Source organism: Leeuwenhoekiella palythoae, assembly GCF_900130045.1.
Lineage (GTDB): Bacteria > Bacteroidota > Bacteroidia > Flavobacteriales > Flavobacteriaceae > Leeuwenhoekiella > Leeuwenhoekiella palythoae.
In genome coordinates, this window is the sequence record NZ_FQXT01000003.1 from 491,329 (window position 1) to 511,960 (window position 20,632).

Genomic DNA, 20,632 nt, shown 5'->3' on the forward strand with positions numbered 1-20,632 from the left:
TTTGTTGAGCCTACAAATTTATAAAACACTATGCGTTCCTAAGCTTCTAAAGGCCTAAGAAGAAGCTTTCGCATTACGATTTTGACTCGTATCTTCGTATTCCATCTAAATTATCAACAATGGCAGCTATTCAAAAAATCACACAATTACACGCGCAATGGGATACACAAGATCCTTTTTTGTTTTGTGCTTTTCATAACGATAAATACCCTAAAGGAAACGGTCAACTTGGTCCGGCTACTTCGCTAGCAGGCCGCAATCTGGGACAAGATTTTGTTCAGAAAGACGGTTGGGCAATGTATCACGGTTCAAAAGTACCTGGATTTCCGGGGCATCCTCACGTGGGTTTTGAAACGGTTACCATTGCTGAAGAAGGTTTTGTTGACCATTCCGATTCTTTAGGTGCTGCCGGCAGATTTGGTCAAGGTGATGTGCAATGGATGACCGCCGGAAAAGGGGTTCAGCATAGCGAAATGTTTCCTCTTATAAATACCGAAGAAGAAAATCCGCTATTACTTTTTCAAATTTGGTTAAATCTTCCTGCTGCAAGTAAAAATGTTGAACCCTATTTTGGAATGATGTGGAATGAAAAAATTCCGGTAGTTTCGACACAAGATAACGAGGGTAAGCATATTCAAATTAAACTTATTGCCGGAAATTATAAAGACACTAAAGCTTTAGCACCGGCACCTGATTCTTGGGCGGCAAACCCGGAAAACGGAATCAATATCTGGCTGATCAGTCTTGAGCCTGAAGCAACATTCACACTTCCTAAAGGTGCTGCCGGAGCCAATCGCTCACTTTACTTTTATGAAGGCGAAATGCTTTATGCTGAAGAATTTGAAATTCCGCCGATGCATCAAATTAAAGCAGATCCTACTGAAGAACTTGTAGTAAAAAATGGAAACCAAAAAGCCCAACTACTTCTTCTAGAGGGCAAACCCATTAACGAACCAGTTGTAAAACACGGACCCTTCGTAGGGAATACCCGAAAAGATATTGAGACTGCTTTTATGAATTATCAGCAGACGCAATTTGGTGGATGGCCTTGGGATTCTCACGAGCATACCCACGCTGCTGATCGGGGTAGATTTGCACTTTTTCCCGACGGAAATTTGCAGAAACCGTAAATTAGCAGGAGTTGTGTTACGATAATTTTAATAAATTTTTTACATTTAATCGTAATTATTTGCAATTAATCGATTATACTTGTATCAAATTTTACTAACCCAACTCCTATGCATAAAACAATTACGTTTTTAGGGAAAATAGCATGCCTATTTTTCCTTTTATTTAATGCGGGAATTTCATCTAAAAGTTATGGCCAATGTGCCGGCGAAGATGCTTCTCTTACTTCCTGCGACAAAGAAACTAACCAGTTTATCGATCTCTATGCAGCACTGGGCGGAACTCCCGTTCCCGGGGGCACTTGGACTGACGAGGACAATAGTGGTGGTTTAAACACGGCAACCGGACAACTCAACACCTGGCTTATAAATCGTGGTGGAACCTTTACTTATACTTACACGGTTGAAGGAGAAGCAGGATGCACCGATACCGATGCCATTGTCACGGTGACCCTTGCTGGTTATGCCGGTAGAGACAACAACAATGCTGTTGCTTGTGAAGATGAAACCAATGTAAACCTTTTTCAATTTATAGGTAGTGGTCCCAACCCTACACTATTTGGAACTTGGGTAATTACCAGCGGTCCCGCAGGTGCGCTAAATGGGCCTACCTTTAATGCGCAGATTGCAGGCCCGGGAAGTTACACCTTTACATACACAGTGGATGCGCAAGGCAGCTGCCCTGCAACTATGAGCACGGTCAATCTTGATGTGGTAGAAGCACCTGAGGCAGGTACGGTAGATCCTGCTGTGACTACTATTTTCTGTGAGACCGATGATCTAAGCAGCTTGACCAATTTTAATCTTAGAGATGCCATTGTTGGTGAAGATACTAACGGAGTATGGAGTGAAGGGTTTCTTACTAATGAAATTACCGCATTCAACGATAGCTTTATCAATATTGAAAATATACGCGATACTTACGGTCCCGGCTCGTATCCCTTTACCTATACCGTTCAGCCGACCAATCCATTATGTACGTTGAGCCAAGTTACTGTTACTATCATTATTGAAGAAGTAATTGATTTTTCAAATGCGACATTTGAGTTGACATTTCCTACTGAAGAAGAGGATATTATTTGTGAAGACATACTTCCTATAGAAGCCATTGCGACTATAACCGGTGAACTGGACGATATTCCTAATGGGGATTACGCACTTACCTATGAAGTTAGTCCGGCGCCAAATACTGGTACCGAAACACTTACCATTACCATGACCGATGGGATAGGTAGTTTCCCTATAAATCCTGACTTTTTCACTGGTGCCGGAGTTGCTGAAGTTCGTGTATTGCAAATCATAGATCCTACTACACAAAACGTATGCGACGCACAGTTAGGCGACCTAAGTGACACGCTAACCATCGTAGCGCTGCCTGATGTAACAGACACCGAATTAAGTGTTGTACAGCCGTTGTGTTTTGAAGAAAACGGGGTGCTTACTTTTTCTGATGCTGCCACTACCCCGGAAATTGAGTTAGTTGATGGAGATTATACCATTACCTACACGCTTTCAAACACTAATACTTCTCAAGAATACACAGAACTTATTACCGTAGCAGCAGGAACTGCAACTTTAAATTTACTTGCTGAAAACTTACCTACGGCAGACGACTATACGTTTAGTCTTAGCAGCATTACTAATACCAATGGGTGTACGACTGCTGTAGAACTGAGCACAACTTTTACCGTATCTCCCAAACCTGATGCGCAGACGCTAGGTGTTACTATTGCGGATACTTGTGAAGATGAAATTGTTTCGGTAACCTTAACCGATTCTTCTGAAACGCCCAATTTAGCTGATGGTTCTTACGAGATCATTTACGACATTTCTGGTGCTATCAGTGTGACTGATCAAACTGCAACCGTTGTTATTACAGACGGAACAGGCTCATTTGATCTTCCGCAAGCTTTACTAGCTAATGGTTCTTCAACACTCACGTTGACTTCGCTTTTGAACTCAATCAGTAGCTGTGAGGCAGAGAATTTTACAATGCCGACTGCAACTTTCAATATTGTGGCGACTCCGGATGCTACTAACCTCGTGGGAACGGTAACAGACTCTTGTGAAGATCGCAGTGCAACGGTTAATTTAACCACAGATGCTACATTTATTCAAGATGGAGATTATGTAATTACCTACACCTTAAGCGGCGCTAATACCTTAGCTGAAACAACGACCAATGTTACGTTTACAGCAGGTGTTGCCGAATTTGAACTTGCTGCTGAAACGCTAGCAGAAGCCGGAACCACGAGTCTCACGATCGAAGAACTTACCACCGCTTCTCAAAGTTGTGATGCAACAGGCTTACCCATTACTATTGATTTTGAAGTGTTGCCTGTTCCTACTTTAGAAAATACCACAATTAGTGTGGATTCTGTTTGTTTAGGCGAAGATGCTTTAATTTCTTTTACTAATTCTGATCTTGCCGATGGTAGCTACATCATTACTTACCAAGTTGGTGAAGGTACTCTAGCGCCAAGCGAAAATGTAACTTTTGCTGGAGGCGAAGCATCAATTACTATTGATAGCGAACTTCTGATAACTCCAGGGTCAGTAACAGTTTCAATAATCAGCATAGCGAATCCCGCATCACTTTGCTTCAATGATACCGCTACTACTGTGTCATTTGACGTAAACCCTATACCTGATTTGATGGACGGTGATCTTAGCGCTTCCGATATTTGCTTAGCAGAAGATGGCTTGGTCACGATTACTTCATCAGATTTAGCTGATGGGGAATACACTATTGATTACGAGCTTGCAGGAGCAAACACTGCTTTAGCTCAAAGCGCAACAGCGTTAGTCAGTAATGGCGTTGGTAGCTTTACCATTCCTGCTACTACCTTAGCAGCCACAGGAACGACCAGTATCACTGCGACTTTAATCAGCAGTGCTTCAGGATGTACTTCATTACCTATTGCAGTAAGTACTAGTTTTGAAGTAAATCCGTTGCCCAATGCAACCGGAGTGACTGTAACTGCAACAGATGTTTGTTTTGGCGAGCAGGTTATTGTAACGCTGTCAGGAGCTTCTGCTTTACAAAACAACACCTACTTGATCTCCTATCAGATCACCGGAGCTACAACTTCTGAGGTAACTTCTGAGAACGTAGATATCACTAATGGTGCAGCAAGTATTGTTCTTGACGCTAACGTATTTACCGCCGGCGGAATAACCACATTCAGCTTGCTTGATATTCAAAATGAAACTTCGGGTTGTAGTGCTACCAATCTTGGGGCCGCTTTTACTGACTTTTCTGTAGAAGATCCGGCGATGCCTAGCCTGGCAACTAATGGCGGAGTATTTTGTATCAATGACAACCCTACCGTAGCAGATCTTGAAACTAATGTGAGTTCGTCTTTCAACATCATTACTTATGATGCTGCAAGCGGTGGTTCGGTAGTTAGCCCTACCACACCACTTATGGAAAATACCACATATTACATCGCGGCTCAAAATACCGCAACCGGTTGTGAAGGTTCACAACGACTAGCAGTTACTGCTGACCTAAGCGGTTGTGATTCGGTCTTTATTCCTGATGGATTCTCTCCAAACGGTGACGGAATCAACGACGTTTTTGAAATGCAGAATATAAATATTGTTTATCCCAACTACACGATAGAAATATTTAACCGAAACGGCGCAGTTGTCTTTAAAGGCAACGCTTCTACAGGGTTCTGGAACGGTCAGGCAAACCGAAGCAGACTGGGCGGAAACACCTTGCCTAACGGTGTGTATTTCTACATAATAAATTATAATGATGGCCAGACTAGCCCAAAACAAGGTAAAGTTTACCTTAACCGATAAAAGGATAATCCCGATGAAAAATTCAACTTCAAAACTTACGTTTTTTGCAGCCTTTGTCCTTTTTTGTGGAAGCATTTTTGGGCAACAAGACCCGGAATACACGCAGTATATGTATAATATGAGTGTGATAAACCCGGCGTATTCTACAGTGAATCAAGCTAAATTAGGCGGCCTCTACCGTGCACAATGGGTGGGCATAGACGGTGCTCCTACTACCGCTACATTTTTTGGGCATTTACCAATGTCTGAAAGAGTAGAAATCGGTGTCAATCTGGTACATGATGAGATTGGCGATGTGGTGCAGGAAACCAATTTAAATGCTGATTTTGCTTACAAACTTCCTGTTCAAGAAAATGCAACCTTAGCTCTAGGTTTAAAAGCCGGTGCTTCCTTTTTTAGCACAGATTTTAGCAGATTGCAATTAGGAAGCGGTGGCCCTGCAACAGACCCCTCATTTGCGCAGAATATTAATCAAACCTACCCTACCATTGGTATTGGAGCTTATTATTTTTCTGAAAGCTACTACATAGGGCTTTCTGCTCCTAACCTCGTGGCCTCTCGGCATATTGAGGACGAAGATGGAGTCCAGCGTTTAGGAAGCGAGAACACACATTATTTTTTAACCGGTGGATATGTTTTTGAACCTTCGGCAGATTTTCAGATCAAGCCTTCTTTTATGGCGCGTTGGGTAAATGGTGCTCCCGTGAGTCTTGACCTTAATGCTAACGTAAGATTTTATCAGCGTTTTGAAGCAGGTATAGGCTATCGTCTGGATGATGCCGTAACCGGAATGGTAAATTTTGAAGTTACTCCGGGTGTTCGCGTAGGCTACGCATACGACTACACCACATCTAATCTGGGTGAATATAATAACGGAAGCCACGAGGTCATGGTATTATTTGACTTCGACTTGCTTGGCAAGCTTCCATCGTATCGCAAATCACCTCGTTTCTTCTAACCTACAACTTCGACTATGAAAAATTATACGCTACTCATTATTCTGCTAGCAGTTTGTCAAGTAGGATTTACACAGAACCAATCAATAGAAAAAGCAAACAAACTTTTTGCGAGTCAGGCTTATGCCGAAGCTATTGCGTTATATAGCGCAGCAGATCAACTTGACAGCGACGCTGCACTCAATCTGGCAGATGCACTGTATTACAACGCCAATGCTGAAGAAGCGGTTAAAGCTTACGCAAAGGCTTGGGAACTTAATCCCGGAAGGTCTATGGATGCGCATTTTAGATATGCAGATGCATTAAAACGCAGCAACGCGTATGACAAGGCTAATGAGATTCTGACCACTTATAGCGGTACTTCAATTGATATTTTAAAGGCTATGGAAAAAAACGATATGGAAGTATCGCAATTTTTTATGCCTGAAGTGATGGATGCTGCATCCGCTTATGCAGATTTTGCGCCGGCATATTACGACCGTCAACTCGTTTTTGCTTCTGACCGCAATGCTGCACGCCCCACCTACCCTTGGACGGGAAAACCTTTTTTAGATCTGTATTACGCGCAACCTGTTGCTGACACACTTTCTGAATACCAAACATTTTCGCGTTCAATTAATACCGACACACACGAAAGCAACGCCGTATTTTTTGCAAACGGTACAAAAATGTATTTCACCCGAACCAGTAATAAATTCAAGAAAATAGATGGTGCCAAAGTCGCGCCGCTTCAACTTTATAGTGCCGAATTGGTAAACGGTAAATGGGGAAATATCGAGTTACTTTCTATAAGTTCTGACAGCTATTCTGTGGCACACCCCGCACTGAGTGCAGATGAGCAAACGCTCTATTTCTCTAGCGATATGCCGGGAGGTTATGGTAGTTTTGATATTTATAAAGTGAGTATCAACGGGAACAATACTTTTGGTACTCCTGTTAATTTGGGCGAAAATGTAAACTCAGATAAACTAGAGCAGTTTCCATATGTTTCTGAAAATGGAAATCTTTACTTCGCTTCTAATCGCGTTGAAGGGCTTGGCGGACTAGACCTTTACAGCAGTGATGCTTCGGGTGATGCTTTTGCGGAAGCGTATAACCTAGGAAGCTCAATCAATTCTAATGCAGATGATTTTTCTTTAATAATCAAAGAACGACAGGCAAGCGGTTATATGTCTTCAAACAGAACCGGAAAAGACAAGATTTATCAGTTTACTACATTCCCTAATTTAGATTATCAAATCATTGGTAATGTAGATGATAAGAAAACTCTAGAACCCATTGAAGGTGCCGAAGTCACGCTCTATCGCCCAGAAACCGGTAGTACGCAAAAAATGACCACTTTAGCAGACGGGAGTTTTAAGTTTGAAGTGCATCCTAATAGTACTTACAAAGTAAAAGCTTCAAAAGCTTTGTATGCACCGGTAGAAAAAGAGATTAAAATAGAATACGCACAGAACACTAAAACGCTTATCAAATTACAGATGTCCGCATACGCTGATTCTGAAGAGATCGTGACTGTAAATGACCGCAACCAGTTGACACAGGTGAATCTTGAAAAAATCTATTTTGACTTTGATAAAGCTAACATCCGTCCTGACGCAGCGGTGACTCTGGATAAATTAGTGCAACTTATGAAGAAATATCCTGAAATGGATATTGAAGTTGCTTCACACACAGATCAACGTGGCTCTGACAGTTACAATCTTGCGCTTTCACAACGCAGAGCACAATCTACCGTTGATTACGTAGTATCTAAAGGAATAGACCGTAACAGGCTAAAAGCTAAAGGTTATGGAGAGACTGATCCTATTCACGCCTGCCCTTCCGGAGATTGTACCGAAGCGCAATTTGATGAAAATCGCAGAAGTGAATTTACACTCTTGAAATAATACTAAACCTTTATCAAGTAAACTTTTTCAAAGCAAGCCCGTGAGGCATTAGTTGGAAACAACTTTACAATTTCGAGGCATCTCGAAAGCTTTCGGGACAGAAAATTAAACACTTTGGAGGTGCCAATAAAAAACCCGTTAGTTTTAAACTAACGGGTTTTTTTATTTATTTACACTGAACTTACAGACCACTTATATAACTTCCGTAGAGATCTTTAAAGCGTATTCCATCGGTCATTCGGTATTTACTCAATTTCTTGAATTCAACCAGTGCCCAAAGGATAAACTCTTTCATAAAATATTGATCAGATTTCGGTAAATCAGGTTGATGCGTATTGATCAAATTTTGCAACGGCGTTACCGAATCAAGCATTTTTTTATACTCTTCTTCATTTAAATCATCTAACAATTGAAAGTCGCTTTGGTCAAAAAACCAAGTGACCACCTCATCATACGGACTTTTTTCATTCTGTTTTTCCAGCTTTTTGATTTCGGGGAAATAGGTAATAAACAAGGTCTGTATCGCATCCCCTATTAGGGTGTGTGCCACGGTCGCAGCTCCCTCCTGCTCTCCTTCATAAACCAATTCGACTTTACCGGTAATCGCCGGGATCATTCCCATAAAATCTCCAAGACGTACAGTGGTTTTTTCGTCACCCGCCATTAGCGCACGACGTTCTGCTGTACTTAGTAAATTTTCAAAAGCTGTAATACTCATTCGAGCACTCACACCACTTTTTACATCAATGTATTCACTCTCGCGAGCTTCAAAACTTATTTGTTCTAAAAGATCTTTTGCTAAAGAAGGCACATACACCTGTTCTTCATTACGCTCGTCTCGCTTTGCTTCTTGTTCAGTAATGGTTCTCGCGATCTGAATATTTTCAGGATAATGCGTTAAAATCTGAGAGCCAATACGGTCCTTTAACGGAGTAACAATGCTTCCGCGATTGGTATAATCTTCGGGGTTTGCCGTAAATACAAATTGAAGATCTAGCGGCAATCTCAATTTAAATCCGCGGATTTGTATATCTCCCTCTTGTAGGATATTGAATAGGGCCACCTGAATACGCGCTTGTAAATCAGGCAATTCATTAATTACAAAAATGCAACGATTTGCCCGCGGAATCATACCAAAATGAATGACGCGATCATCAGCATAGCTCAGTTTTAAATTCGCAGCTTTTATAGGATCTACATCACCAATAAGATCAGCAACAGTTACATCAGGCGTAGCCAGTTTTTCTGCGAAACGCTCCTCGCGATGCATCCAGTCTATGGGGGTTTCATCACCTTTCTCTGCGATCAATTGCTGCGCATATCTTGATAATGGTTTTAGGGGATCATCGTTAAGTTCTGAACCCTCAACCACCGGAATCCATTCATCTAATAATTGCACCATCAAGCGCGCCAAGCGTGTTTTTGCCTGGCCACGTAATCCTAAAAGATTGATGTTGTGTTTAGAGAGTATTGCGCGCTCTAGCTCAGGTATAACGGTATATTCATAACCGTGGATTCCTTCAAAAGAGTTTTTTCCTTCTTTGATATTTTTAACCAGATTGCTACGAAGTTCCTCTTTAATGCTTCGACTTTTATAATCTGTTTTTTTTAGTTCACCTAGGGTTTTAATTGCTGGTTTACTCATAGTTTACTGTTAGTTTTATTCTTTCTCTAGCGTATTCTTTTTTTTCTATTGGTCTCGTAATCCTCAAAGATCATTTCCCCAAGACCTTGAAGCCCTGTGTAAAATGCCTTCCCTTGATTGGCCTGCGTAAATTGACGCACAAACTTCATCAAATAAGGGTCTTGAGCAATCATAAATGTGGTAATAGGTATTTTAACTTTGCGCGCCTGACTCGCCATACTGTAGCATTTATTTACGATGTAGTCGTCTAGCCCCACACTATTTTTATAGTAAAATCCGTCTGGTTCGCGCACACAACTTGGTTTCCCATCTGTGATCATAAATATCTGTTTATTGGTATTGCGTTTGCGACGTAAGATATCCATTGCAAGTTGTAAACCCGCCACTGTATTCGTGTGGTACGGTCCCACTTGCAAATACGGTAAGTCTTTAATAGCAATCGGCCAACTATCATTACCAAAAACGATAATATCAAGTGTGTCCTTTGGATAGCGTGTGGTGATCAGTTCGGCGAGAGCCATCGCTACCTTTTTAGCCGGTGTGATGCGATCTTCACCATACAAGATCATACTGTGACTGATATCGATCATCAAAACCGTGCTCATTTGTGCTTTGAACTGAGTTTCTTCAACCACTAAGTCTTTTTCCGTTAGGTCAAAATTGCCAATACCGTTGTTGATCTGTGCATTTTTTAAACTTTCGGTCATAGAAACACGTTCTAGCGCATCGCCAAACCGATATTCTCTGTACTCGCCGGTATGCTCGTCACCCCGACCTATGCGATTGGTTTTATGATTTCCGGCGCCACCGCGCTTTAATTTTCCGAAGATCTGGTCAAGAGCACGTTGCCTGATCGCACGTTCTGTTTTTGCTGTAATAGCCATACCGCCATTACCATCAGGCTCAATCTCTTCTCTGATATAACCTTTATCTTTTAATTCTTGTACAAAATCATCAAGCGTGTAATCCTCGGTAGTCAAGTTGTACTCCTTGTCAAGTTCCTTGAGCCAATCCATCGCCTCATCAAAATCACCTGAGGTATGCGTGATCAGTTCTTTAAAGATCTCAAAGAGTCGGTCAAATAAGGATTGTTGTGGTGCTTCATAGCTTTTGAACACAAATCCTTTTCGTAGTGTTTCCTTTTTCATAGTGTATTAAAATTACAGCATTTTAAAGTCCTAACCTTAGGAAGTATCTTAAAAGTTTTAGGGCTGAACGCCTACTATAACTAAGAAGTTTTGAATTGCGCTAAGCGCGATTCAGAGAAATCAACGTATAAAAAAACCCTTCATCACTGAAGGGTTTTGATCTATAATCATTTACGTAATTATGATTTAGGCATCACAACTGCATCAATCGCGTGAATCACACCATTTGATGCTTCGACGTCTGTCATAACTACTGTAGATTCATTTCCGGCAGCATCGGTCAATACTACGTTTTCACCATCTAACATGGCAATTAAACTTTCACCTTCTACAGTTACTACGGTAAAACTACCATTGTTGTCTTTAATCGCTTTTACAATATCAGCCGCTTTATACTCACCTTCTAATACGTGATAGGTCAATATTCCCGCTAATTTTTCTTTGTTTGCTGGCTCAACTAAGCTTTCTACAGTACCTTCAGGCAATTTGTCAAAAGCCGCGTTAGTAGGTGCAAATACGGTGTAAGGCCCCTCGCTGTTTAATGTTTCCGCAAGGCCAGCAGCTTTTACTGCAGTTACTAACGTACTAAAATCTTCAATTGCCATTGCGATTTCAGCAATAGTTTGTTCTTCAGGCATTGTAGCTTCCGCAGAAGTTTCTGTGGTTTCCATTGCCATTTCTTCTTGAGCCATCGGCTCTTCAGATTCGCTCTTCTCACTGTCTTTACAAGATGTAAATGCTATTGAAGCAAGAACAGCCATACTTAAAACTAACTTTTTCATAATTAAATTTTTTGGTTTTTCTTTTGTTCAAAGATATCAGCAGAACCCTAAACATTTTAAAAAGCTTCGGTAAGCTTTTGTTAATTGTATTTTAATTATGTTAATCTGTTGAATCAATGCTGATAGTCAAGCATAAGTTTTAGTTTTTCTTAACTTTAGAAAAACTTTAATCCTATTTAATGAAAAACATTCTACTTCTCTGTTTGTTGGGTATTAGCCTTATTGGCAACGCCCAGCAGCTCAATCTTGACTTAGTTAAAGACATGAAACCGCGTAATGTAGGCCCCGCAGGAATGAGCGGCCGTATTACAGCTATAGATGCGGTAACTGACAATCCTGACATTATTTACGCAGGTTCTGCTTCTGGCGGACTATGGAAATCCACTTCTGGCGGTGTTACTTGGACCCCTGTTTTTGAAGACGAAGCTACTTCTTCAATTGGTGCTGTTGCAATTCAGCAATCTAATCCTTCTGTTGTTTGGGTGGGTACCGGTGAAGGAAATCCACGAAATAGTCTTAATGGCGGATTTGGTATCTACAAATCTTTAGATGGCGGTAAAACCTGGAAGTGTATGGGGTTAGAAAACACCCGTCACATTTATCGGGTACGTATTAATCCTTCAAATCCAGACATTGTGTATGCCGCAGCTATAGGTTCGCCTTGGGGTGAATATGAAGATCGCGGTGTGTACCGAACCAAAGACGGCGGAAAGACCTGGGAAAAAATTCTTTACGTTAATGAGAAAACAGGGCCTGCAGAACTGGTAATGGATCCTACAAATCCTAATAAACTTATTGTGGCTATGTGGGAACACAAACGCGATCCTTGGTTTTTTACCAGTGGTGGCAAAGGTTCTGGAATGTATATTACTTATGATGGTGGTGATTCTTGGAAAGAGATCACTTCAGAAAACGGATTGCCTAAAGGTGATCTTGGGCGTATGGGGCTTGCTATCGCTCCCAGCAAACCCAACATCGTTTATGCTTATGTAGAAGCGAAAAAGAACGGCCTCTATCGTTCTGAAGATGGTGGTCAAAACTGGAAGTTGGTAAATGATGATATGAATGAAATAGGCAATCGCCCATTTTATTATGCCGAAATCTATGTTGCTCCTGATAATGAAAACCGTGTCTATAGCGTCTTTACCTATGTAAACGTGTCTGAAGATGGTGGTAAAAGTTTTGAAGAGTTGATGCCTGCCTATGGCGCAGATAATGGCGTACACCCTGATCATCACGCGATGTACATCCACCCGAAGAATCCTGATTTTATGATCGATGGAAATGATGGTGGTTTATACCTTTCTCGAGATGGCGGCGAAACATGGCGTTTTGCTGAGAATATTCCGGTAGGTCAGTTTTATCATATCGCAATTGATAATGAATTTCCTTACAATGTGTATGGAGGAATGCAAGATAATGGAAGCTGGCGCGGTCCAGCGTATGTGTGGAAAGCTCAAGGAATACGCAACTCATACTGGCAAGAGATTTCTTTTGGCGATGGTTTTGATGTGGTTCCAGATCGTGACGATTCGCAATACGGTTGGACGATGAGTCAGCAAGGTTATGTAAGCCGTTACGATTGGGTAACTGGTGCGAATTACCTCGTACGTCCTACGCATCCAGACCCTGAGGTAGATTTGCGCTTCAACTGGAATTCTGCGATCAACATTGATCCTTTTGATAATAGTACGATTTATTTTGGAAGTCAATATGTGCACAAGTCAACTGACAAAGGACTGACTTGGGAGGTGATTTCGCCTGATCTTACTACTAACGATCCTGAGAAACAAAAACAAAGCGAAAGCGGTGGTTTAACCATGGATGCTACCGGGGCAGAAAATCATACCACGATTCTTGTTATTGAACCCAGCCCGGCTCAAAAAAATATGATCTGGACAGGTTCTGACGACGGAAAAGTATTTTACACCAGAAATGGCGGAGAAGATTGGACCGATGTTTCTAAAAACATCAAAGGCTTACCAGAAGGCAGCTGGATTGCCCAAATTAAAGCTTCTGCTACTAATCAAGGAGAAGCGCTGCTTGTAGCCAATAATTATAGACGCTTTGACTATAAACCGTATGTATATCGTACAACAGATTACGGAAAAACCTGGAAAAGCATCGTAGATAGCGAAGATGTCGGCAGTTATGCTTTAGCAATTTTAGAAGATAAAGAAGAACCTAATTTGATGTTTTTGGGTACTGATGATGGCCTTTACGTGTCTATAGATGCCGGGACAAATTGGCAAAAATGGACCAACGGATTCCCAACAGTTCCTGTTAAAGATTTAATCATTCACCCAAGAGAGGATGATTTAGCTATTGCAACATTTGGACGCTCAATTTGGGTATTAGATGACATCAAGCCGTTGCGCGCCTTAGCTGCAAATGCAGATCTGGGTATGAATTTAAGTATGAAAAAAGGAATGGTCTTAGAAGTGATTCCGCCAGTGGTGGCATATCAGAATGCTTCGCAACAGCCTACCGGAGGTCGTTTTGGCGCAGATGCTACATACGGTGGGGCCAATAGAGATCGTGGCGCTTTTATCAAGTATATGCTTAACCCGAAAGAAGCTGAAAAGCAAACTGAGGATGAAACAAATGAAACCAACACAGAATCCGATGAAAATGCACCTAAGTGGGACAGTATCGCTTTGACCATTTATGACGGCGACCGCTTGATCAGAACCTTAAAAACCAAAGCCCCGGATTCTGCCGGGATGTATCATTTTAGATGGTTTCTGGACGAAAAAGGAGTAGACAGACCTTCTCGCAGAGTACGAGATCGCAACTATGAACCCGGAGGTGCAACCGTAAAACCTGGCACATATAAAGTAGTATTAAACTACGGAACTCTGGAGGATACTGAAACGATAACGGTTAAAAGCGATCCACGATTGGATATTTCTACAGCTGCGACTAACGAAATTTATGAAGCTGAAAAAGAAATTGAGCGTATGACTCAAGTTGCTGCAGATGCCGTTAAACAATTGGTTGAGAGTAAAACCATTGCCGAAGATTTTCTAGCAGATTTTAAAAAGAAAGATAAAGATGCATATGAAGTCCAGATAGATAGCTCTAAAGCCATTGTGAAGAAACTTGACGCACATATCGCAACCTTTTTAGGAAAAGAAGATGATCGTCAAGGTATAACGCGTAACGCTGAAGTAACCGTGCTGAACAGAATTTATTTGGCTAGTAGTTATGTAAACAGCAGACCTAATGGTTTGACCGCGACAGAAAACCAACTTCTAGCACACGCTGAAGAGGAACTTAAAACCGCTTTAAAAAATGTAAACACCTTTTTTACCGAAGATTGGGCTGCTTACGAAACACAAATGAAACAAGTAGAATTATCTCCATTTAAAGAGATTAAAAGTTTTCAGCTAGAATAAACTGTAACTGTAAAACTGTTTTTTAAAATTCCCGAGAAGTTATTTTCGGGAATTTTTTTATGCTGAAATGTCAAATACTTTGACACAAAATTAGCAGGTTATTCAAGTCGAAAACCTAGCGGTTTTGCTCTGAGATAAATTACTCTGCTTTGATGATACCGTGTTCTTTGGAATGTTTAATGGCTTCGCTACTCTTTTTAAAATAACAGGTAGCAACGCCCATTTCTTCAATATTCTCTAAAACCTTGCTGATTTTTTTATGCTGATGCTTTTGGGTCTGTCTTAAATAAACCGCAGAAATATTAACCGGAAACATTTTACAAATTCGCTCATAAATAAAAGCATCCTGCTGGGAGTCGTCGCCCAGCAAAACATAATGCTGCTGCGGATAAAAGGCGATGATATCTTTGATCTTGATGAATTTATGATCGTGATTTCCGCCGCCAGTTCTTAAGAAATCTGAAATACCGGTTTTTATACTTTTAAGTTTCAGTACTGCTTTGGGTAATTCTTGTAGCTTGGTGAATTGTACGATGAAGTCATAAAGATTCCATTCACTGCTAGACACATAAAAAAAAGAATTGCGTTTGCCTTCTTCGTCGTGACCGCTCGTACTGAGGGACTGATAATGCCTCACAACATCTTCAAAGGTCTTTCTATGATTTACGTTTCGGGCGAGCATCACATAGAGTTTTTTAAAAATGTTTCCGCTATGCGAGATTAAAAACGTGTCATCAATATCTGAGATAATACTCAGTTTGCTTTCAAATGGTTTAAGAAATTCGGCCTTTTCAATGATCCCATAATCAACCTCTTTGGGTTTGCACGTGATCTCATACGTATGCCAACCACTTTCTAGGGTGTTTTCATACGGTACATTAAACCTAAAGAATCCGTCATCCATCGTTCGCGTGGTCACGTCAATATCTTTAAAACGCAAACGCACTTCAACATTTTTTAGTGGCGAGATCCTAAACATATGCAATACAGAAAATGCATGTTTAAAACCTTTACGGTCGGTTTGAAATTTATCAGGCGCCCAGGATTTAAACAAATGTCCAAAAACTACAAGTTCTTCATCATTGGCATACCCGCGGTAGAGTTGTAAATCTAACTTCACTATTGGTATTTTATTAACTATAACAGGTTTTGAAATTACCTAATTTTAGCTCGAAAGAGCCTTAATGAAAACACAAAACACCATTTTACTGGTCATAAATCCCATTGCAGGCGGCACAGATAAGCAGCCCATTATAAATGCTTTTGAAAAACATGTCTCGCAAGATGGCAACCAGAGTTTTATTTATGAGACTACCGGAGACCGCGACAAAGAGGCCATTCAGGAGCTTATAAAAGAGCAAAATCCCGATCGCATTGTGGTAAGCGGCGGAGACGGTACTATACGTGAAGTTGCCGATGCCATAAAAGGAGCATCTGTAAAAGTTGGTTTATTACCCTCAGGTTCGGCAAATGGTCTTGCAACTAATTTTGATATTCCTGACAGTTTAGAAGAGCAACTTGATATCGCTTTAGGAAATCACTTCATCGCAATGGATTTGATCGAAATAAACGGCTACACGTGCTTGCATATCGCTGACCTGGGCATTAATGCTCAGCTGATCAAAAACTATGAAAAGTCAGAGATCAGAGGGAAATTAGGCTATTTAATACAATCTTTTCCTACCCTGCTTAGCAGCGATTTTCCGTTTGAAGTAGAGATTCAATGTGATGATCAAACCATTTCTGAAGAAGGCATTCTGGTTGCAATCGCTAACGCAAATAAGTTTGGTACCGGAGCTCAAATCAACCCTACCGGAAAAATGGATGATGGTATTTTTGAAGTTTTAGTGTTTAAAAATTTCAGCATTAAAGGCATATTAGAAACCTTTTATGACGATGCTGAATTAGATCCTGACTTTGTAAAAGTCATTCCGTGTAAGGATGTTAACATTGTATCTAAAAAGTCGATCGCCTTTCAAATCGATGGTGAATTTATAGGAGATGAGCAGCGTATTGAGGCAAAAATGACACCTCATAAATTGAACTTGGCGATCCCAAAAAGCTTTAGACGCTAGTTAACACTAATGTTAAGCTTATCTTTAATCTTTTGGCTACGGCCAATCAAAACCTTAATTTAGACCACGAATTAACTAATCACACATTTATGAAAAATTACGCACTTCTTTTTTCTCTTGCCCTTACACTAGGATTTACCTCTTGTAAAAACGAGAACAAAGACAAAGAAACGGACGAAACAATGACTACCGATGCTACTGAAGTTCAAGAAGAAGCACCTGTATCAAAAAAGTTAACTATTAGTTTAGATTCAAAAAGCGGAAGCACGGCAACCGGTAATGTAGTATTTACTGAAGAAGACGGTGAAGTTAGTATGACTGCTGTTTTTGAAGGATTAGAACCGGGAATGCACGCCATTCATATTCACGAGAATGCAGACTGTTCTGCAGACGACGGAACCTCAGCAGGAGGACACTGGAATCCAACTAAAGAACAACACGGAAAATGGGGAGATGCCGAAGGTTATCACAAAGGTGACATTGGTAACTTTGAAGCAGACGACAACGGTAACGGAACAATCACCATGGCCACTGATGAGTGGTGTATAGATTGTGAAGATGCTACTAAAAATATTGTAGGCAAAGGCGTTATTGTACACCAAGGTGCTGATGACTTTACAAGCCAGCCTAGTGGTGCTGCCGGAGCACGTGTAAGCTGCGGTGGAATTATTCAATAAGATCACTTAGCTACAGCATTAAATAAAAGCAGCCTTATGGCTGCTTTTTCTTTTATATTTAATACATTTAGAATCTACTAAAAGCCCATTATGCAACCCGATGATTTAATTTTAAGATTACAGCAGAAAGACGAAAAAGCTTTTGAGCAACTGTACAGCATGTATTCTGAAAGTATTTTTGGTGTGATCAACAGCGTTCTTCACAATACCGAAGCATCTGAAGAAGTATTACAAGATGTTTTTATTAAAGTTTGGGATAACTGCGCATCCTACTCTTCTAACAAAGGAAGATTCTTTACTTGGCTTCTCAATATCGCAAGAAATGCCGCTATTGATAAAACACGGTCTAAATCGTTTAAGAATCAAAAGAAAAACCTTACTCAAGAATATTTCGTAGATATTCTTGAAAACAAAACAAGTTTTTCGAGTAAAGTCGATGCGATAGGTATCAAGAAGTACATTAAAAAATTGGGCGAAGATTGTAAAAATGTGATCCACCTTTTATTTTTCAAAGGGTACACACAAAAAGAGGCTTCAGAAGAGTTAGATATTCCACTTGGTACTATTAAAACCCGTAACAGACTTTGTATAAACAAACTTAGAGCTATATTGGTAAATTAAATGGACATTCAAGAATACATAGAATCAGGAATTCTAGAGCTATATGTTTATGGCGCCTTGACCCCACAGGAAAGTGAAGAGGTTTCAAAAGTGCTTAAACAATATCCTGAAGTACAACAGGAAGTAGAACAAATAGAAGCTGCTTTACAACAGCTGGCAACAGCAGCCGCACCATACAATCCAGAAGAAATGCTTGCCGCGATTAAGGCAAAACTTCTAAACTCAAAAGGTGTGGTTCAATTACAACCGGCAGCAGCAAACAAACGTACCCGCTTACTCTCATTTATAAGTGTGGCGGCTTCAGTTATATTCCTAATCGGAATTTTTATCTTACTCAATCGAACAAACAATTTGCGTGATGAACTGAAAGTTGTTCAGATCGAAAATACTAAGTTAGAAAGCAAACTTCAGTATTCTGAAGAAGCATTGACAGAATCTAAAGAGATCCTTGCAGTAATTCGTGATCCACAGGTTACTAAGGTTCCGCTTGCAGGACAGCAGGTTGCACCCGATGCTTATGTTACCGTGTTTTGGAACAAAGAAAACAACAAAGCCTACATAGATGCTTTAGGCTTACCGGAACCTCCAGAAGGTATGGTATACCAAGTATGGTCATTAACCCTTGACCCGCTTACGCCAACAAGTATGGGACTTTTAGATAATTTTAGCGAAGATGAGAACAAGATATTTACGCTAGAAAATCCTAATGAATCTCAAGCCTTCGGAATTACTCTAGAACCGGCAGGTGGTAGCGCAACGCCTACAATGGAACAATTGTACACCTTAGGTGTGATTGAAAATAATGCATAAATAACATATTGTAAGCTTACAGTATTTTATTGTGAGTATTGAAAATTAAAGAAACTGCGTATTAAAATTGAAAAGCCTCTCGATCGAGAGGCTTTCTTTTTGTATAAAATTCGCTCAAACTATATAGGGGATAAGTTTAGCGAGTAAGAATCTCTTGAATTAAGGGCATAAAAAAAAGAATCACCTGCCTTCTCCAAAACAAGGTGATTCTTCAACTAACAAAAAATCCAAAAAAACTAATCAACTAACCAATTGATAATCTTCCTTTCCATAATTCTCCAAAGTAAAGGAGATTTGGATTCTTTGGAATTTAAAATAGTTAAATGCCCAACTTAACTTATTTACTACATTTACGAAGTATTTAAGAGGACGGTTCTTAGCAACGCAATTTTTTTTTAATTTTTGAAATTAAAATCACTTAACGCTTTGATTATCTGATAAATACAAGATTAATTTTTAAGGCATTTTTTTATGAATCCTTCTTCTACCGGGTGGATCGCAAAGCATCAGCCGGTTGTAAATCAGCTTATTACACAACAGCATTTGCAATCGCAAGAGCTGTACGATCGCATACTTAAAACCGGATTTTTCTACGGCGTTTCGGTTACTACAATGAGTTACGGCGCCAAGGAACCGCTTCGCTGGACAGAAATTGAGCGTACCAAACTCAACTTTTTTGACTGTCTGTATTTCGTTTATTACCAGCAATATCAAGCTGAAACCGGTTTTTTTGATAAAATAACCTCATTTTACAGCGAACTCAACCCAAGAGCGCATCGCTACTTTTCAGGATTTTCTAAACCAAAACCTACTGCGGCTTCCTTAGAAAAAATCATTCAAGAACGCATTCAGACTAATGAAGCAACGCTTCAGAAAAATTTCAGCAATCTCATTACAAACGCGCTGTTATTTTTAGATGTGCTATGCTTTGAGCATTTTCTTAAAGATCCGGAAGATCTCAATGCTTATGCCATACAGCTAGAGGCTACGTTGATGAATGTGATCTGGATGGCGCTTTTGCAAAAAGAAGAAAAAGAGCATTATGATAAACTGTTGCTTAAACTTTTTGAGAAATCACTGCGTTACAATCGCAATTTGAAACAAGAGGCACAGACCTTGCAAGAGCTGCCTTTTGAGCATTTTAATACGCTATTTGCCAAGCGATATGCGCTAGATCTCGCGGCCCTGGCGATCTGGGATGATGCCAAGTTAGATAAAACAGAATTCCTTTTTCTGAATTCCTTTGGTACCATTTTAGAGCTCCCCAAACACATTATCGATCAATCGACTACCTACGTGCACGACTTTATTCAAGACAACAGGCATCGTATTTCGTACCTCAACTACAGCAATCCGGTAAAGCATTTTTATAATCAAACCAGCCAAACCGTAAAAGTCTTGATCCTCCGGAATAAAAAGCGGCTTCTACAAGAACTTGCTGAGAGTAAAGATTTAGTAGTATTGCTTGGGCAATCTACCGTACGAGACCTGAGTAAAGCAGAAAAAAAACGGGTAAAAACACAGCTTTTAGACATTTGTAAAAGCGTGCCTTCTTTGGCCATTTTTATGCTTCCGGGCGGTGGTGTTCTCTTACCGTTACTCATTAAATTCATTCCAGAATTACTCCCGAGCGCCTTTAATGATAACCGTATAGATCTAACCGCTGATAAAGATCACGATACGCTCTAACTGTT

At 40.4% G+C, this 20,632-nt stretch carries 14 protein-coding genes; 10 read left to right on the top strand and 4 right to left on the bottom strand.

What is annotated here, in order from left to right:
- Positions 1–119 precede the first annotated feature (119 nt).
- The 4 genes from BUA96_RS09335 (at position 120) to BUA96_RS09350 (ending at position 7,782) form a co-directional block, all read left to right on the top strand.
- Entirely contained in the window at positions 120–1,130 is a 1,011-nt protein-coding gene (locus tag BUA96_RS09335) for a pirin family protein (protein ID WP_072982500.1), read from the top strand.
- Positions 1,131–1,238: 108 nt separating this feature from the next.
- Positions 1,239–4,937 carry a T9SS type B sorting domain-containing protein gene (locus tag BUA96_RS09340; protein WP_072982502.1) on the top strand — a complete coding sequence of 1,233 codons (3,699 nt, stop codon included), beginning with the start codon at positions 1,239–1,241 and terminating at the stop codon, positions 4,935–4,937.
- A 13-nt stretch (positions 4,938–4,950) separates the two neighbouring features.
- Entirely contained in the window at positions 4,951–5,895 is a 945-nt protein-coding gene (locus tag BUA96_RS09345) for a PorP/SprF family type IX secretion system membrane protein (protein WP_072982503.1), read from the top strand.
- 15 nt (positions 5,896–5,910) lie between these two features.
- Positions 5,911–7,782, top strand: a complete 1,872-nt coding sequence (locus BUA96_RS09350; protein ID WP_072982505.1) for an OmpA family protein — start codon at positions 5,911–5,913, stop codon at positions 7,780–7,782.
- A 181-nt stretch (positions 7,783–7,963) separates the two neighbouring features.
- On the opposite strand, the gene BUA96_RS09355 is transcribed toward BUA96_RS09350, so the two are convergent.
- The 3 genes from BUA96_RS09355 to BUA96_RS09365 all read right to left on the bottom strand — a co-directional run bounded on the left by BUA96_RS09355 (position 7,964) and on the right by BUA96_RS09365 (position 11,357).
- Positions 7,964–9,427 (bottom strand): MoxR family ATPase, encoded by a 1,464-nt coding sequence (locus BUA96_RS09355; RefSeq protein WP_072982506.1) that lies wholly within the window; start codon positions 9,425–9,427, stop codon positions 7,964–7,966.
- Between the two features lie 26 nt (positions 9,428–9,453).
- On the bottom strand, positions 9,454–10,575 hold the full coding sequence (locus tag BUA96_RS09360; protein WP_072982508.1) for a vWA domain-containing protein: 1,122 nt from the start codon (positions 10,573–10,575) through the stop codon (positions 9,454–9,456).
- A gap of 179 nt (positions 10,576–10,754) precedes the next feature.
- Positions 10,755–11,357, bottom strand: coding sequence for a fasciclin domain-containing protein (locus tag BUA96_RS09365; RefSeq protein ID WP_072982510.1), 603 nt, complete (start codon positions 11,355–11,357; stop codon positions 10,755–10,757).
- A gap of 179 nt (positions 11,358–11,536) precedes the next feature.
- Here BUA96_RS09365 and BUA96_RS09370 point away from each other — a divergent pair, with 179 nt between their 5' ends.
- The gene (locus tag BUA96_RS09370) at positions 11,537–14,755 is read left to right on the top strand and encodes a WD40/YVTN/BNR-like repeat-containing protein (RefSeq protein ID WP_072982512.1); all 3,219 of its coding nucleotides are present in this window, start codon (positions 11,537–11,539) and stop codon (positions 14,753–14,755) included.
- A 139-nt stretch (positions 14,756–14,894) separates the two neighbouring features.
- On the opposite strand, the gene BUA96_RS09375 is transcribed toward BUA96_RS09370, so the two are convergent.
- Positions 14,895–15,875 carry an App1 family protein gene (locus BUA96_RS09375; protein WP_072982513.1) on the bottom strand — a complete coding sequence of 327 codons (981 nt, stop codon included), beginning with the start codon at positions 15,873–15,875 and terminating at the stop codon, positions 14,895–14,897.
- Between the two features lie 64 nt (positions 15,876–15,939).
- Here BUA96_RS09375 and BUA96_RS09380 point away from each other — a divergent pair, with 64 nt between their 5' ends.
- The 5 genes from BUA96_RS09380 (at position 15,940) to BUA96_RS09400 (ending at position 20,627) form a co-directional block, all read left to right on the top strand.
- On the top strand, positions 15,940–16,830 hold the full coding sequence (locus BUA96_RS09380) for a diacylglycerol/lipid kinase family protein (RefSeq protein ID WP_072982515.1): 891 nt from the start codon (positions 15,940–15,942) through the stop codon (positions 16,828–16,830).
- Positions 16,831–16,919: 89 nt separating this feature from the next.
- The gene (locus BUA96_RS09385) at positions 16,920–17,507 is read left to right on the top strand and encodes a superoxide dismutase family protein (protein ID WP_072982874.1); all 588 of its coding nucleotides are present in this window, start codon (positions 16,920–16,922) and stop codon (positions 17,505–17,507) included.
- A 90-nt stretch (positions 17,508–17,597) separates the two neighbouring features.
- Positions 17,598–18,128, top strand: a complete 531-nt coding sequence (locus BUA96_RS09390) for an RNA polymerase sigma factor (protein ID WP_072982516.1) — start codon at positions 17,598–17,600, stop codon at positions 18,126–18,128.
- Positions 18,129–18,938, top strand: coding sequence for an anti-sigma factor (locus tag BUA96_RS09395; RefSeq protein ID WP_072982518.1), 810 nt, complete (start codon positions 18,129–18,131; stop codon positions 18,936–18,938).
- A gap of 471 nt (positions 18,939–19,409) precedes the next feature.
- A complete protein-coding gene (locus tag BUA96_RS09400) occupies positions 19,410–20,627 on the top strand; it encodes an LETM1-related biofilm-associated protein (protein ID WP_072982520.1) in 1,218 nt (405 codons plus the stop codon).
- Positions 20,628–20,632 lie beyond the last annotated feature (5 nt).